The sequence below is a fragment of the Streptomyces sp. NPDC101225 genome (assembly GCF_044767585.1).
GTDB lineage: Bacteria > Actinomycetota > Actinomycetes > Streptomycetales > Streptomycetaceae > Streptomyces.
Map to the genome: position 1 here is coordinate 26,328 of NZ_JBIWOE010000062.1, position 14,142 is coordinate 40,469.

Genomic DNA, 14,142 nt, shown 5'->3' on the forward strand with positions numbered 1-14,142 from the left:
GGAGTGTCATGACCGACCGCACAGGCATTCCGCTCCTGCGTCACCGCGTCGTCCTCATGGCCCACCTCCGACGCCGCTACCCGTGACGGAGCGTCACCGGCGCACGGTGGCACAGCCCCGCTTCACGAAAATCTTGCCAGGGCCCGTTCGTGTACGCCGACAGCCCCGTAGTCGGCAGGCACAAACAGGCAGGTGGCGGCCCGTTCACCCAGCCGATCGGCTAGCGTCGCCTCAGGCAGTGGGGACAGGACCGGCAGCGAGGGGACGGCACATGGCCCGCAGTGGCACGACGCGCGGAAACGACCGGACCGGGGCCCCCGGGCCCCCGAAGGCGACCGTGAGCGACGTGGCCAGGCAGGCCGGGGTCTCTCCCGCCACCGTCTCCCGGGTCCTCAGCGGCAACCACCCCGTCGCACCCGCCACGCGCACCAAGGTCATGCGGGCCATCCGCGAACTCGACTACGTGGTCAACGCGCACGCCCGCGCGCTGGCCGGAAGCCACACCAAGACGGTCGCGATCATCCTCAGCGACGTCACCGCGCCCTTCTTCAACACCATCGCGGGTGGTATCCAGCGCCAGGCCACGCTGGAGGGACGGCTGTGCCTGATCTGCGCCAGCGACGGCGACCCGGACCAGGAGCTCGCCATCGTCTCGATGCTGCGCGAGCAGAGCACCGATGCAGTGTTCCTCATCGGAGGGATCACGGACACCCCCGAATACCGGCGCCGCATGGCCCGATTGGCGCACGCGCTCAACGACGCAGGGTCGCGACTGGTGCTGTGCGGCCGGCCCTCGCCGGGCGACGACCTGCCGGTCACCGTGGTGGAGTACGACAACGAGGGCGGCGCCTTCTCGGCGGCCAGCCATCTGCTGTCGGCCGGTCACGAACGCATCGTGTTCCTGGGCGGCACGCAGGGCAACACCACCACCGAGGCGCGCACCGACGGGCTGCGCCGCGCCATGGCTTCCTACGGACTCCAACTCGACCCCGACCTGGTCGCCCCGGGACGGCTCGACCGCGGCTTCGGATACCGGGCGACCAGACAACTCCTCGCGGACGGAGCCGAGTTCACCGCGATCTTCGCCTGTGACGACCCGGTGGCCGCGGGCGCCGTGGCCGCCCTGCGGGAGGCGGGGCGCGACGTGCCCGGTGAGGTGTCCGTCATCGGCTACGACGACCTCAGCCCCGCCGAGGACGTCTTTCCCGCACTGACCACCGTGCACATCCCGCACGAAGAACTCGGCCGTACGGCGGTACGGCTCGCGCTGCACCGCGACGACCTCGACCGGCCGACCCAGCACGTGGTGCTGGGCACCCACGTCGTGGTGCGCGGCTCGGTCGCGCCGCGCCCGCGCCACTGAGAAACCACCAGACCGATCCCTTGTAATCGCTTTCCGCCAAGCCGCACGCTGACGAGCGACTTCAACATGCCCAAAAGCACTGCTCATACTGAAAGTTGGGCGGCGCGGGCGATTCAAGCACCCGCCGTGCATGAACTATTGACACACACGATGGAAATCGCTTTCCTTCTCTCGCGAGCCGGACCATGCGGCAAGGAGGCGTCCCATGAGCACGCACAGACATGAGCCCGAACCGGTCCCTCTGTGGGGGGCAGGGCTGTCCCGGCGCAAACTGCTCCAACTCGGCACGGCGGCAGCCCTCGCCGCGGCCGGGAGCCTGACGCTCCCGGCCACACCGGCCGCGGCGGCCGAAGACGACTTCGACACCTTGCGCGGCCGATGGCAACAGCTCCTCACCGGAGGGGACTTCGACGCGACCGCGGCCCCCTACGTCGACGTCCTCGCCCGCCTCGGCACCCAGGCCGGCCAGTTCGCCAGCACCATGACCCCGGGTGCCGCCGCCCTGTGGCCCGACCTGCCGCTCGGCCACGTCTCCAACAACATCACCCAGAGCTACGTCCGGCTCAAGACGATGGCGCTGGCCTACGCCCAGCCAGGCACCGGAGTTAGCTCGGATGCAGCGCTCGCCTCGCAGGTCGCCGCCGGCCTCGATCACCTGAGCGCTCACGCCTACACGGCGACCAACGCGACCTACGACAACTGGTGGGACTGGCAGATCGGCGCCCCCAAGTCCCTGCTTGACGCCTGCATCCTGGTGTACCCCACGCTCGGTGCGGAGCAGGTGGCGGCCTACTGTGCGGCGATCGACCATTTCGTGCCCGACTCGGTGGTGGCCTCCTACAGCGGCACCAGCACCGGAGCCAACCGCGCCGACCTGTGCAAGGTCATCGCCCTGCGCGGCGTGGTCGGCAAAAACGCGGCGAAGATCGCCCTGGCGTCCAGCGCACTGTCCCCGATCTTCCCCTACGTCACCACCGGCGACGGACTGTACGCCGACGGCTCGTTCATCCAGCACACCGACATCCCCTACACCGGCACCTACGGCGAGGTCATGCTGGGCGACTTCAGCTGGCTGTTCGCCCTGCTGGCCGACTCGCCCTGGGCGGTCACCGACCCCCAGGCCGCCAACATCCTGGACTCGGTCACCCGCGCCTACACACCGTTCGTCTACAACGGCATCGCCCTGGACGGCGTCTCGGGCCGGGCCATCAGCCGCGGCCTGCAGGGCAGCAACCCGGTGGCGCAAAGCGACCACACACGCGGGCACGCGCTGATCTCCGACATCCTGCGCCTGGCCGCCTCCGGCACGGCCAGCCCAGCGCAGTCGGCCGCCTGGAAAGCGACGGTGAAGGGCTGGATCACCCGCGAGGCGCCCCTGACCTCGCTTCCCTACCTGTCCGACCCCGGCGTCGCCATCCCCGAACTCGCCCGCGCCCAGGCCCTCCTGACCGACAGCACGATCCCGGCGGCCGCCGAGCCGATCGGCCACCGGCTGTTCGCCATGGACCGGGCCGTGCACCGGCGCCCCGACTGGGCCGCCGCCGTCAGCATGTGCTCGGCCCGCACCACGTACTACGAGAACGGCAACGGCGAGAACCTGCGCGGCTGGCACACCAGCAACGGCATGACCTACTGGTGGGGCACCGACCACAACAACGACCAGTACTCCGACGGCTTCTGGCCCACCGTCGACCCCTACCGGCTGCCCGGCACGACCGTGTCCACCAAGCCGCTGGCCGACGGCGAGGGCGGCGCCTGGGGCGCGCCGCGGCCCGCAGCGACCTGGGCGGGCGGCGCCACCGACGGCACCTACGCCTCGCTGGGCCAGGACGTCCGCGGCCTGTCCAGCACCCTCACGGCGAAGAAGTCGTGGTTCTGCCTGAGCGATTCGATCGTCTGCCTCGGCGCTGGCATCGAAGCCGCCGACGGGGTGCCGATCGAGACCATCGTCGACAACCGCAACCTGGGAGTGCGTGGCACCCAACCGCTTGTCGTGGACGGCCGGCACCAGCCCACCACGCCCGGCTGGAGACAGGAACTCCGCCGGGCACGGTCCGTCACGATCGGCGGCGCCGGCTCCTACCTGTTCCCCGAGGGCGCTACCATCCACGCCCTGCGCGAAGCCCGCACCGGCACCTGGCACGACATCAACACCAGCAGCAGCACCCAGGAGGTGACCCGCTCCTATCTCACCCTCTGGTTCGACCACGGCACCGACCCCGAAGGGGCCCACTACAGCTACGTCCTGCTGCCGGACACCGACCCCGACGTGGCCCAACGCCACCGGGCGCCCCGGATCCTGGCCAACACCGCGCAGGTCCAGGCAGTCGTGGACGTGCCCGAACGCGTCCTCGCCGCGAACTTCTTCAGCGCCGGAAGCGCCGGGCCCCTCCACGTGGATGCACCCTGCTCGATCCTGGTGCGCGCCCGGCACAACACACTGACCATCGCCGTCAGCGACCCCACCCAGACAGGCACCTCCGTCACCGTGACGCTCGACGCCACGGCGGTCCGCGCGCTCGACGCCGACCCGGCGATCGACCTCACCGACCGGCACCCCATCACCCTGCGGGCCGACGTGTCCGGCGCCCACGGTGCGAGCCGGGTCGTCCACCTCGCCACCCGCACCCCAGCCCTCCACGGCTGCTGGTGACCCACGGCGAACCGAACCCCTCCGTCCTCGTCTCCCCACCCCCACCCACGGGAGTCAAACCCACATGATCACCATCCACCGCAGACGCGGCCTATCCCGTCTCTTGCTCCTACTTGTCTGCCTGCTGTTACTCGTCGCCCTCGGCGCCGACCGCGACGCCTTCGGTGCGCAGCCGACGGAACGCAATGCGGCCGTCACCACCTACTACGTCGACCCGGCGACGGGCTCGTCCAGCAACCCCGGTACGGCGTCGCAGCCCTGGCGCACCCTCCAGGAGGTGTTCGCCTCCGGCAAGACCTTCGCCGCAGGCGACACGATCATCCTGCGCAGTGGGGACCACGGAAGTCCGGTGATCACCGGCAGCGCCTCCGGCGTGCGCACCATCAAAGCCGCATCCGGCCAGACGCCCCGCATGCGAAGCCTGCGCTTCGCCTCGGGCGCGACCCGCTGGACGGTCGACGGCGTCCTGGTCTCGCCGCAGGAAGCAAACGGCACCTTCACCACCGCGAACCTGGTTCAAATCGATGCCGGAGCTACGCACAACGTGCTCCAGAACTCCCAGATCCGGGCGGCGAGCGACGCCACCGCCAGCACCTGGAGCAACAACGACTGGGTCAACCGCAGCGGAACCGGCATCTCCGTCGTCGGTGCCGACAACCAGGTGCTGAACAACGAGATCCGCAACGTACGCAACGGCGTGACACTCGAGCGCACCTCCACGGCCGGCGCCGGGGCCACCGGCGGTGTCGTCCGCGGCAACAGCGTCGAACACTTCTGGGAAGACGGCTACCGCTGCAAGGTCAGCGGATGCCTCGTCGAGTACAACTCCGCGGTCAATAGCTACGCCGTGGTTCCCCCGGGGATGGAGGCCGATCCACCGCACCGGGACATGTTCCAGAGTTTCCGCGGCGACGGCAGCTTCACGCCGGTGACCGGCGTGACCCTGCGAGGCAACGTCTTTATCAGCCGCAAGGGCGCCCGCTACACGAAGATCCCTTTCCAGTACAACGGCAAGTACACGATCCAGGGACTCAGCGCCTTCGACGGCCCCTACAGCGGCTGGACCATCGAAAACAACGTTGTGCAGGTCGAGGTCGGGCTGGCCATGGGCCTGTACGGGATGAACAACAGCAAGATCGTCAACAACACGGTCGTGCCCCGCTATCCGGCGACCGACAGCGAGATACGCCTGACCAATCAGAAGGACGGCACGCCTCCCACCGGCGATGTCGTGCGCAACAATCTTGCGCACCGCTTCAACACCGCCGCGGCGACCGATGCCCAGCACAGCAACAACATCACGGTCGACACCTCGTACGCGGCCTACTTCACCGGCTACGTCTCCGCAGACCTGCACCTGAAGCCCGAGAGCCCGGCCATAGGCGCGGCCACCACCCGGGACGCCCCCACAACCGACGCCGACCAGAAGCAACGCTCGTCCCCCTACGACGCAGGCGCCTACGAATACTGACCCGGCCTGCCGTCCGGGCACATCACCGCACGACAGCCAGCAGCCGGGTTGGCGCGGGGGAGACGTCGCTGCCGACCTTGTTTCTGCGTGGCCTCCCTCGCTGCCCGCGGCCCCGGCTCTATCCCTTGAGCACAACAGCAACAAGCTGACCCCCCTCCGTGCAAGGTTCGCCGGGACCGCCTGAAGGGCTGCTCAAGTACACGGTCCGCCTCGTCGAGCGCAGCCCCTACCGGCTCGGCCTCCTCGCGCGACCCGCGATCTCTTCCCGGACCTTCGTCTCCCGGGCCTGCAGCAGACCAAGCACTGACGGCACCAGCCACCTCCACGGGCCAGACAGGCAGACGAACCATGCCCGTCTCGCCCGCCGCCCACCGAAGTTCATTCCCACCCACCTCGAACCAAACGATCACGTTCGGAAAGCGGATGGTCCAAGGGGTTGTTCAGCCCAGACCGTCTTCCCTCGCCGGCCGTAACGGCTGCCCCAGCGACTGCTGAGTTGGGCGACCAGGAACAGGCCCCGGCCGCCCTCGTCCGTGGTGCGTGCCCGCCTCAGACGCGGCTGCGTGTTGCTTGGGTCGGTGACTTCACAGATGAGCGACGCGTCACGAATCAGACGCAGCCCGACAGGTCCGCCGGCGTAGCGGATGGCATTAGTGACTAGTTCACTGACGATCAGTTCGGTGGCGAACGCCGCCTCCTCAAGGCCCCACAAAGACAGTTGACGGGTGACGGTCGTGCGGGTGCGTGCCACGACGGCGGGATCCGCCGGGAACTCCCACGAGACCGTGGCGTCCTCAGGCAGCGCGCGGGTACGGGCGAGCAACAAAGTGACGTCGTCGCCCGGCGGAGCGGACTCGGCATCGCCGAGCAGGGCGCGGCCCACGGTGTTGAGCGAGCGGTGCCGACCCGACAGCGCAACGAGGCGTTCGGCCAGGTGGTCGATCCCCGCATCCGGGTCATGATGGCGGCGGTGGATGAGGCCGTCGGTATAGAGGGCCAGAACACTGCCGGGCTGCAGGTCGAGCGTCACCGGCTCGAACGGCATGCCCCCCACCCCCAGAGGCGGCCCGGGAGAAAGATCGACACGGTTCACATCACCGCCCAGACCGAGGACGAGAGGCGGCGGATGACCGGCGCTGGCCAGCGTGCACCGCAAGGTCACTGGGTCGTAGACCGCATAGAGGCAAGTGGCGCCCACCGGATCTGGATGCGCCGGGTCGGCTTCCGCAGCCAGCCGTAGGACGAGGTCATCCACGTGGGTGAGGAGTTCGTCGGGCTCCAGCTCCAGATCGGCCAGCGTCTGCACGGCGGTGCGCAGCCGTCCCATGGTGGCGGTGGCGGCCAGGCCGTGACCGATGACATCGCCGACCACGAACGCGACGCGCAGCGACGGCAGCGGAATGACGTCGAACCAGTCGCCGCCGATTTCGACCCCGCCGGCGGCGGGGAGGTAGAACCCGGCGGTCTCGGCCGACGGCATGTCGTTGATGGCGCGGGGCAGCAGTCGTTGCTGCAGGGCAACGGCGGCGCGGTGCTCGCGCGTGTAGCGGCGGGCATTGTCCACGCTCAGCGCGGCTCTGGAGGCGATCTCACCGAGAAGTTCCGCATCTTCCTGGTCGAACGGCTCGGGCCTACTGGTGCGCCACAGGGCGACCGAGCCGAGCATCAGGCCGCGCGCGAACAGGGGAGCAGCAGCGATCGAATGCGCGTGGTCGGGAACGAAGAGCCGGGACATCTCCTGGCCGCCCACCTGGCCCACTTTGGCGGGGTCGGAGAGAGTGAACACCTTGCCCTGCTGCAGACTGCGCACCATGGGCAGGTCAGGCAGGGGCGGCAGCGCAGCGTCCGGCTGAAGCAGCTTGGCCGGCCAGCGCCCATCGGCACTGGCTACCGCTGCCCGACGCAGATGCAGCTCCCCGCCGCCGAGGACCTTGGGCGGCTCGTCGCCGTCGACCACGGCTTCCGCCAGCTCCACCCAGGCCATGTCTCCCAGCGCGGGAACGAGGATGTCAGCGAGGTGCTGGGCCGTGCGCTTGACGTCGAGCGAGGTGCCGATGAGGGCTGAGGCCCGGTGGCGCAGTTCGAGATTGCGACGGGCCCGCCACTGCTCCGTGTCGTCCGTGAGGAGCGCTGCAGCCCCGATGGGGCGGCCTTTCGTATCCTCGAGGGGAGCGGCAAGGACGAGCCGGTCCGAGCCCCCTTCCAGGTCCAGCACCTGCAGGATCACCTCGATCGTCCGACCGGAACTGTGACGCAACCGCGCCCGGCCGGACGTCGGCATCTTCCCCGTCCCGGCTTCTGGCCCGCAGGCGGATCCTGAGTCGCCAGCGAACAGAGTCGAGAGCTGTTGTCCGCACATTTCCGCGGCGGACCGGCCCACGAGCTCGGCAGCCGCCACGGACCAGCCGAACACCCTGCCCTGGGCGTCGAGCAGAGCTGCCGCAGTGTTTTCCAGGGCGGACTGCGATGCGGGGGAGTGCTGAACCAGGGCTGCCATCGCTGCCCTCCCGTTCAGGGAGTCATGACACGCTCATTATGGGTTATCCGGTCCTGTTCGTGCTGAATGGGAAGTCGTCTTTCGGCGCGCGGGGTGGGCACTCACCGCTCGGCGTCCCCTTCGATGAGCCGCTTCAGGGATGGCAGCTGGGCATCGAGATCCTTCCCGGCCCGGAAAGCGACGACGTAGTGCCCTCGCCGCCGCTGTCGTGGGCGGCAGGACCGGGAAGAGAACGAATCTCGCTCATCGTGCTGCCGACCTCCGTCACGGGGTCCGTGGATTCACCTCGCAGTCACCGGCGCAGCACATGGTTGTGGTTGTGGGCCCCGGCCGACGGGCGCCGCCATGAGTTCGGCCTGCAGGGAGGCCGACTCGGCGGGAGCGCCCATCCAGTTCGCGATGAACTCGCGAAACCCTTGCTCTGAACTGGCCGGATCGCTTCGGTGGTCACATGCGCGGTGGCATTCTCTACGCGGTCTCGCCGGTGGAGTACTTGTAGAAACCGACGCCGCTCTTGCGGCCGAGATAGCCCGCCTGCACCATCCGTGACAACAGCGCCGGCGGAGCCAGGTGGGGCTCGCGGAACTCTGCATAGAGGGATTCGGCCACGGCCAGGGTGGTATCGAGGCCGATGTGGTCAGCCAGCCGTAGCGGGCCCATTGGGTGGGCGCAGCCCTGGATCATGCCCTCGTCGATGTCCTCGGCGGTCGCAAAGCCCGATTCGTACATACGGATCGCTGCGACAACGTAGGGGATCAGTAGGGAGTTGACGATGAAACCAGCCCGGTCCCGAGAAACGATCACATGCCGGTCCAGGGTTTCTGCGACGAAGGCACGCAGGCGTTCCGAAGCGATGTCACTGGTCATCAGAGAGGGGACCAGTTCCACCAGATCGAGGACGGGAACGGGATTGAAGAAGTGCAGGCCCGCCACTTGGCCGGGGCGGTTGGTGGCAGCGGCGAGCTTCATGATGGGGATGGAGGACGTGTTCGATGCGAGCAGCGCGTCGGGGCGGGCCAGGGCCTTATCGAGTTCGGCGAATACACGTAGCTTGAGCTTCTCGTCTTCGGGCACTGCCTCAATCGCCAAATCGAGGTCGGCGAAATCCGCAAAGTCCGTGGTGAACGACATCCGCTGCAGCGTTGCCTGGCCGTCCTCTGCGGTCAGCTTGTCCCGTGCGACCGCGCGCGCCAGTGAGCTTTCGATCCTGCTTTTTCCAGCCGCGACGGCTTGGTCGTTGACCTCGTAGACCAGGGTGTCGACGCCTTTCCGGGCGCACAGCTCGGCAATTCCCGAACCCATGAGTCCACAACCCACTACACCTACCGTGCGTACATCAGTTACCCGTATTGCCATGATCAGACTCCTCCGACGGCGGGCAGGTTGCGCGCCATGACGATGCGCTGGACCTGGTTGGTGCCCTCGTAGATCTGGGTGATCTTGGCGTCGCGCATCATGCGCTCGACCGGGTAGTCACGGGTGTAGCCGTAGCCGCCGAGGAGCTGCACGGCGTCCGTGGTGACCTCCATCGCCACGTCCGAGGCGAAGCACTTGGCGGCCGCGCCCTGGAAGGTGAGGTCCTTGTCGCCGCGCTCGGAGGCGGCCGCGGCCTGGTAGGTCAGGGCGCGGGCCGCCGCGATCTTCATGGCCATGTCGGCGAGCATGAACTGGATGCCCTGGAAGTCGGCGATCGGCTTGCCGAACTGCTTGCGCTCCTGGACGTAGCCCTTGGCGTAGTCCAGGGCGCCCTGGGCGACGCCGAGGGCCTGGGCGGCGATGGTGATGCGGGTGTGGTCCAGCGTCTTCATCGCCGTGGCGAAGCCCGTGCCCTCCTCGCCGATCATGCGGTCGGCCGGGATGCGGACGTTGTCGAAGTAGACCTCGCGGGTCGGGGAGCCCTTGATGCCGAGCTTCTTCTCCGGGGCACCGAAGGAGACGCCCTCGTCGGACTTCTCGACGACGAAGGCCGAGATGCCCCTGGAGCGCTTGGTGGGGTCGGTGACCGCCATGACCGTGTAGTAGTCGCTGACGCCGGCGTTGGTGATCCAGCGCTTGACGCCGTTGAGGATCCAGTGGTCGCCGTCGCGTACGGCCTTGGTCTTCATGCCGGCCGCGTCCGAGCCGGCGTCCGGCTCGGAGAGGCAGTAGGAGAACATGCCCTCGCCCTTGGCGAGCGGGGTCATGTAGCGCTTCTTCAGGTCCTCGGAGCCGGAGAGGATGACCGGCAGCGAGCCCAGCTTGTTCACGGCCGGGATCAGGGACGAGGAGACGCACACGCGCGCCACCTCCTCGATCACGATCACGGTGGCGAGCGCGTCGGCGCCCGCGCCGCCGTACTCCTCGGGCACGTGCACGGCGTGCAGGTCGCTTGCGACGAGGGCGTCGAGCGCCTCCTGCGGGAAGCGGGCCTCCTCGTCCACCGCGGCCGCGAACGGCGCGATCTTCGCCTCGGCCAGTGAACGGATCGCGTCGCGGAGCATGTCGTGCTCCTCGGACGGGCGGTACAGGTCGAAGTCAGCCACCACTACTCACTCCCCAAGGTATGGCACTCAGTACCCCCATTATGCACACTGAGTGCCATGCGTAAGTCTGCATGTACGTTCATGTCATGACCGATGGGCCAGACAAACCGATGCAGGACGACCCCGCCGCCACGGAAGACCAAGGGAAGGCCTCGATCAGAGACCTGCTGGTCTCGGCCGCGTTCGAACTCTTCACGGAGCGCGGCTACGACAGCACGACCATCGACGACATCGTGCGCCGCGCCGGCGTAGGTCGAAGGTCCTTCTTCAGGTACTTCCCCACCAAGGAAGAAGTGGTATTCCCCGACCACGAACGGGCTCTGGCGGACATGGTCGACTACTTGGAGCAGGGCGCCCAGGACCTCGACCCCGTGGGCCGTGCCTGCGGAGCCGCCCGGCTGGTCATGCGCATGTACGCAGAGCGTGCAGAGTTCTCGGTCAAGAGGTATGCACTCACCCGTAAGGTCCCTGCCCTCAAGGCGCACGAAACGTCAGTGGTGTGGCGTTACGAACGCGCCCTCATCTCCTACCTCGAGCGCCGTTTCGCCACCCTGCCAGACGGTGGAGCCCGCGCCTACGCCATCGCCGCCAGCGTCGTTGCCGGGCATAACTACGGCCTTCGCGCTTGGCTGCGCTCTGGCGCCCGCGGTGACGTCGCCGTCGGTGTCGACCAGGCCCTGGGACTCGTCCACCGCACCTGGGGTGATGCGGGGGAGACGGTCGTCCTGGTCGCCAAACGCAGTACGCCGATGTGGCAGATCGTGCAACGCCTCGAAGATGTCTGACTGGAAGCACCGACCAGCTAGAATATGAGGGAACTGAGTTCCCTCATATTAGACACTCAGTACCCTCATAGATGGGATGCGCTCCTTGCTCTCCGACCTATGTCCGCCGGGTGTACGTTCTGGTGACGGGGCGGTCGGGTGCTCGGGGGCCGGTGCCGAAGGGTGGCGTTACGCGGACGGCCGGGCCGTGGCAAGAATGAGCAGCGGGTCGTGCATCGGTTGGCGCAAGCGCACAAGGCGCCGCGTGATCTGACGCTGCGGGCTCGGACGATGGAGCTGAACTGGTCCGGACGGCGAGTACCTGCCATCGCGGAGGCATTGAGATGCGGCCCCGAAACGGTTCGCCGCCGGCTGCACCGCTGTAACTGCTTGCGTCTGGACGATTTGGGCGGGCAGGGCCGCCAGCATCGGAATGTCCAAGCAGAACGCTCCCGGGCATCGGCCCGGTCAAACAGCCGCCACCGGGTCGGCTGACGATGCAGGCAGACGGCGAGTTGACCGCGGCGGACGACTCCAGGCCACCGGAATGGGCCCCGACGCGCTGCCCGAGGCACAGCGGCGGGGCATCGAGATTAGCCGCAGCCAGGTCCGCCGCATCCTGCTGGCCGAGGGGGTGCGCTGGCGCCGCACCCGGTCCTGGACCCGATCGAAGAATCCGGACTTCGAAGGACCAGGATTACCCCTAGGCCGTGACGTGTTCTTGCCGCGCATCAGACGGAGCCGGGCGTGACGTGGCCAGGTGCGAGGCCCGTTCGCTCCCTTCGGTTGATGCCTGTCACCTCCGGGTGCGGAACGTCCCGGCGGCCAGCTCGGTGTCCTCAAAACCAGCCGTGAGCCAACGGCCTGTCAGCTTCCGCAGATGGGGTCAAACGCGCAGAGCTCTGTTGCCCAGACGCACATGACGTGTCGCTGGCCTTGGCTGGCCCCCATGTCCTGCCTAATGTCACTTCACCGGCTTTGGCCCCATCGGCGTTCAGTTGGCTTCCACCTGGTTTGCCGAAGACAAGATCCTGCAGCGAGGCAAGCTACTTGAACCGCACAGCGCCCTGCACGACCGCAGGCCGCCGCTGCGCCCCTACGCCCCGTCGCGGATCCCATCCCGGACTCTGGGAGAAAAACCTTGGACACGCTCGATACCCGGTGGTCTGTTCTGGACGAGTCGAAGGCATCCGTATGCGATGTCATCAACCAGCGGTACAGTTGCCGTGCCTTCCAGCCTGACGAACTGCCGAGAGAACAGATCGAACGGATCCTGGGCGTCGCCCAGCAGACTCCGTCCTGGTGCAACTCACAGGGCTGGAAAATTCGCGTGACCAGCAGAGAAGGCATCGAACGCCTGCGGACAGCCATGCTGCGTGCGGCGGAATCTGACGAACAGTCTGCTGATTTCACTCCGCCCCGCGAGTACACAGGCCCTCGGCTCGAGCGGCGGCGCGCTGCAGGGTTCGCTCTGTACCAGGCCCTCGACATCACACGGGAGGACCGGTTGGGCCGTGATCGTCAAATGCTCGAGAACTACAGGTTCTTCGGAGCACCGCACGTCGCAGTACTCACAATCCACGAGGAATTGGGCGCCTACGCCCTGGTCGATGTCGGAGCGTATATCGCTACGTTCTGCTATGTCGCACAGGCCGCCGGGGCCGCGACGATCGTCCAGGCCGCGCCTGCCATGTACTCCGACGCGCTGCGCGAAGTGCTCCAGATCCCTGCCGAGCAGCGGATCGTCTGCACCATCTCCCTCGGATACGCCGACAAACAGCATCCGGCCAACGGATTCAGGACGGGGCGAGCCGACCTGAAGCACGTGGTCGAGTGGATTGATTCGTAACCGCCAGAAACGAGGGGCGTCGCATGACCATACGTATCGAGGATCGGTCTCGCGTCCGGACACTGATCCTTGACAGGCCCGCTCAACTCAACGCGTTCAACGAGGAGCAGTACGACGCTCTGACGGATGCACTGCTGTACGCGGCAGAAGACCCGCAGGTTGCGGTGGTGGTGCTCACTGGCAAGGGCCGGGCCTTCTCAGCTGGCCAAGACCTCGTCGAGATGGCTGAACGCGCCAACCCGAACTTCCGGCACGGCCGGCACGGCTTCCCCGGTCTCGTCGAGGCACTCGCGGATTTCCCCAAGCCACTACTGATCGCAGTCAACGGCCTGAGCGTAGGTATCGGCGTCACCCTACTAGGCTTCGCCGACCTCGTCCTCATGTCTGACAAGGCGCGGCTGCGTTGCCCTTTCACGAGCCTCGGCGTAGCCGCCGAAGCAGCATCCAGCTACCTTTTTCCGCAGCTGATCGGCCGTCAAAATGCCTCGTGGCTGCTTATGTCTTCGGATTGGATCGACGCAGCCGAAGCCAGAGAAATGGGGTTGGCATGGAGGCTTTGCTCTTCAGTAAACCTTAGATCCACGGCTCAACACTATGCCGAGGCCCTCGCGAAGCAGCCTGCACCTAGCCTAAGGGCTGTGAAAAGTACAATCATTACCTCGTTCCGCGATGAGGTTCGTGCCGCCCGCAAGCGCGAGGACGAGGTGTACGCAGCTCTCCTTGCGGGACCCGCGCATAAGGAAGCGTTGGCTGCTTTCGCTGAGAAACGCGAGGTCGACTTCACCAAACTTCCCGAAATCTACTAGCGTGCCGACAGTCTGCAACGAGGTGTCAAGGATTTCGCTGGCGGCCTTGGTCGCCAGGGCTTGATCAAGTTCCCTGAGGGTCGTGGTTGTTGGTGATGCCCAGGAGTGGGAGGGCTCGTTCGGGCTGGTCGCGGATTGCCCGGGTGGTCTTGGCGATATTGGCGGCTCCGAGGGTTTTGAGCAGTCCGATGGCGAGGTTGCGGAAGGTGGCCATGGC

9 protein-coding genes are annotated in these 14,142 nt (G+C 67.3%); 6 read left to right on the forward strand and 3 right to left on the reverse strand.

Annotation, left to right across the window (positions count from 1 at the left end; genetic code table 11):
- The first annotated feature begins 346 nt into the window (after positions 1-346).
- From ACIRPX_RS42910 to ACIRPX_RS42920, 3 genes are all read left to right on the forward strand, one after another.
- Entirely contained in the window at positions 347-1,363 is a 1,017-nt protein-coding gene (locus tag ACIRPX_RS42910) for a LacI family DNA-binding transcriptional regulator (RefSeq protein WP_404205556.1), read from the forward strand.
- A gap of 205 nt (positions 1,364-1,568) precedes the next feature.
- Positions 1,569-4,016: a polysaccharide lyase 8 family protein gene (locus tag ACIRPX_RS42915; RefSeq protein WP_404205557.1), complete on the forward strand. Its 2,448-nt coding sequence runs from the start codon at positions 1,569-1,571 to the stop codon at positions 4,014-4,016.
- 64 nt (positions 4,017-4,080) lie between these two features.
- Positions 4,081-5,487 carry a choice-of-anchor Q domain-containing protein gene (locus tag ACIRPX_RS42920; protein WP_404205558.1) on the forward strand — a complete coding sequence of 469 codons (1,407 nt, stop codon included), beginning with the start codon at positions 4,081-4,083 and terminating at the stop codon, positions 5,485-5,487.
- Between the two features lie 406 nt (positions 5,488-5,893).
- Here the strand turns inward: ACIRPX_RS42920 and ACIRPX_RS42925 are convergent, their stop codons facing one another.
- The 3 genes from ACIRPX_RS42925 to ACIRPX_RS42935 all read right to left on the reverse strand — a co-directional run bounded on the left by ACIRPX_RS42925 (position 5,894) and on the right by ACIRPX_RS42935 (position 10,506).
- Positions 5,894-7,984, reverse strand: coding sequence for a SpoIIE family protein phosphatase (locus ACIRPX_RS42925; RefSeq protein WP_404205559.1), 2,091 nt, complete (start codon positions 7,982-7,984; stop codon positions 5,894-5,896).
- A 468-nt stretch (positions 7,985-8,452) separates the two neighbouring features.
- Positions 8,453-9,340: a 3-hydroxybutyryl-CoA dehydrogenase gene (locus tag ACIRPX_RS42930; RefSeq protein ID WP_404205560.1), complete on the reverse strand. Its 888-nt coding sequence runs from the start codon at positions 9,338-9,340 to the stop codon at positions 8,453-8,455.
- 2 nt (positions 9,341-9,342) lie between these two features.
- Positions 9,343-10,506 (reverse strand): acyl-CoA dehydrogenase, encoded by a 1,164-nt coding sequence (locus ACIRPX_RS42935; RefSeq protein ID WP_404205561.1) that lies wholly within the window; start codon positions 10,504-10,506, stop codon positions 9,343-9,345.
- 86 nt (positions 10,507-10,592) lie between these two features.
- On the opposite strand from ACIRPX_RS42935, the gene ACIRPX_RS42940 reads away from it, so the two are divergent.
- From ACIRPX_RS42940 to ACIRPX_RS42950, 3 genes are all read left to right on the forward strand, one after another.
- Positions 10,593-11,291, forward strand: a complete 699-nt coding sequence (locus ACIRPX_RS42940; RefSeq protein ID WP_404205562.1) for a TetR family transcriptional regulator — start codon at positions 10,593-10,595, stop codon at positions 11,289-11,291.
- 1,120 nt (positions 11,292-12,411) lie between these two features.
- Positions 12,412-13,119, forward strand: coding sequence for a nitroreductase (locus ACIRPX_RS42945; protein ID WP_404205563.1), 708 nt, complete (start codon positions 12,412-12,414; stop codon positions 13,117-13,119).
- Between the two features lie 23 nt (positions 13,120-13,142).
- Positions 13,143-13,925 (forward strand): enoyl-CoA hydratase/isomerase family protein, encoded by a 783-nt coding sequence (locus ACIRPX_RS42950; protein ID WP_404205564.1) that lies wholly within the window; start codon positions 13,143-13,145, stop codon positions 13,923-13,925.
- Positions 13,926-14,142 lie beyond the last annotated feature (217 nt).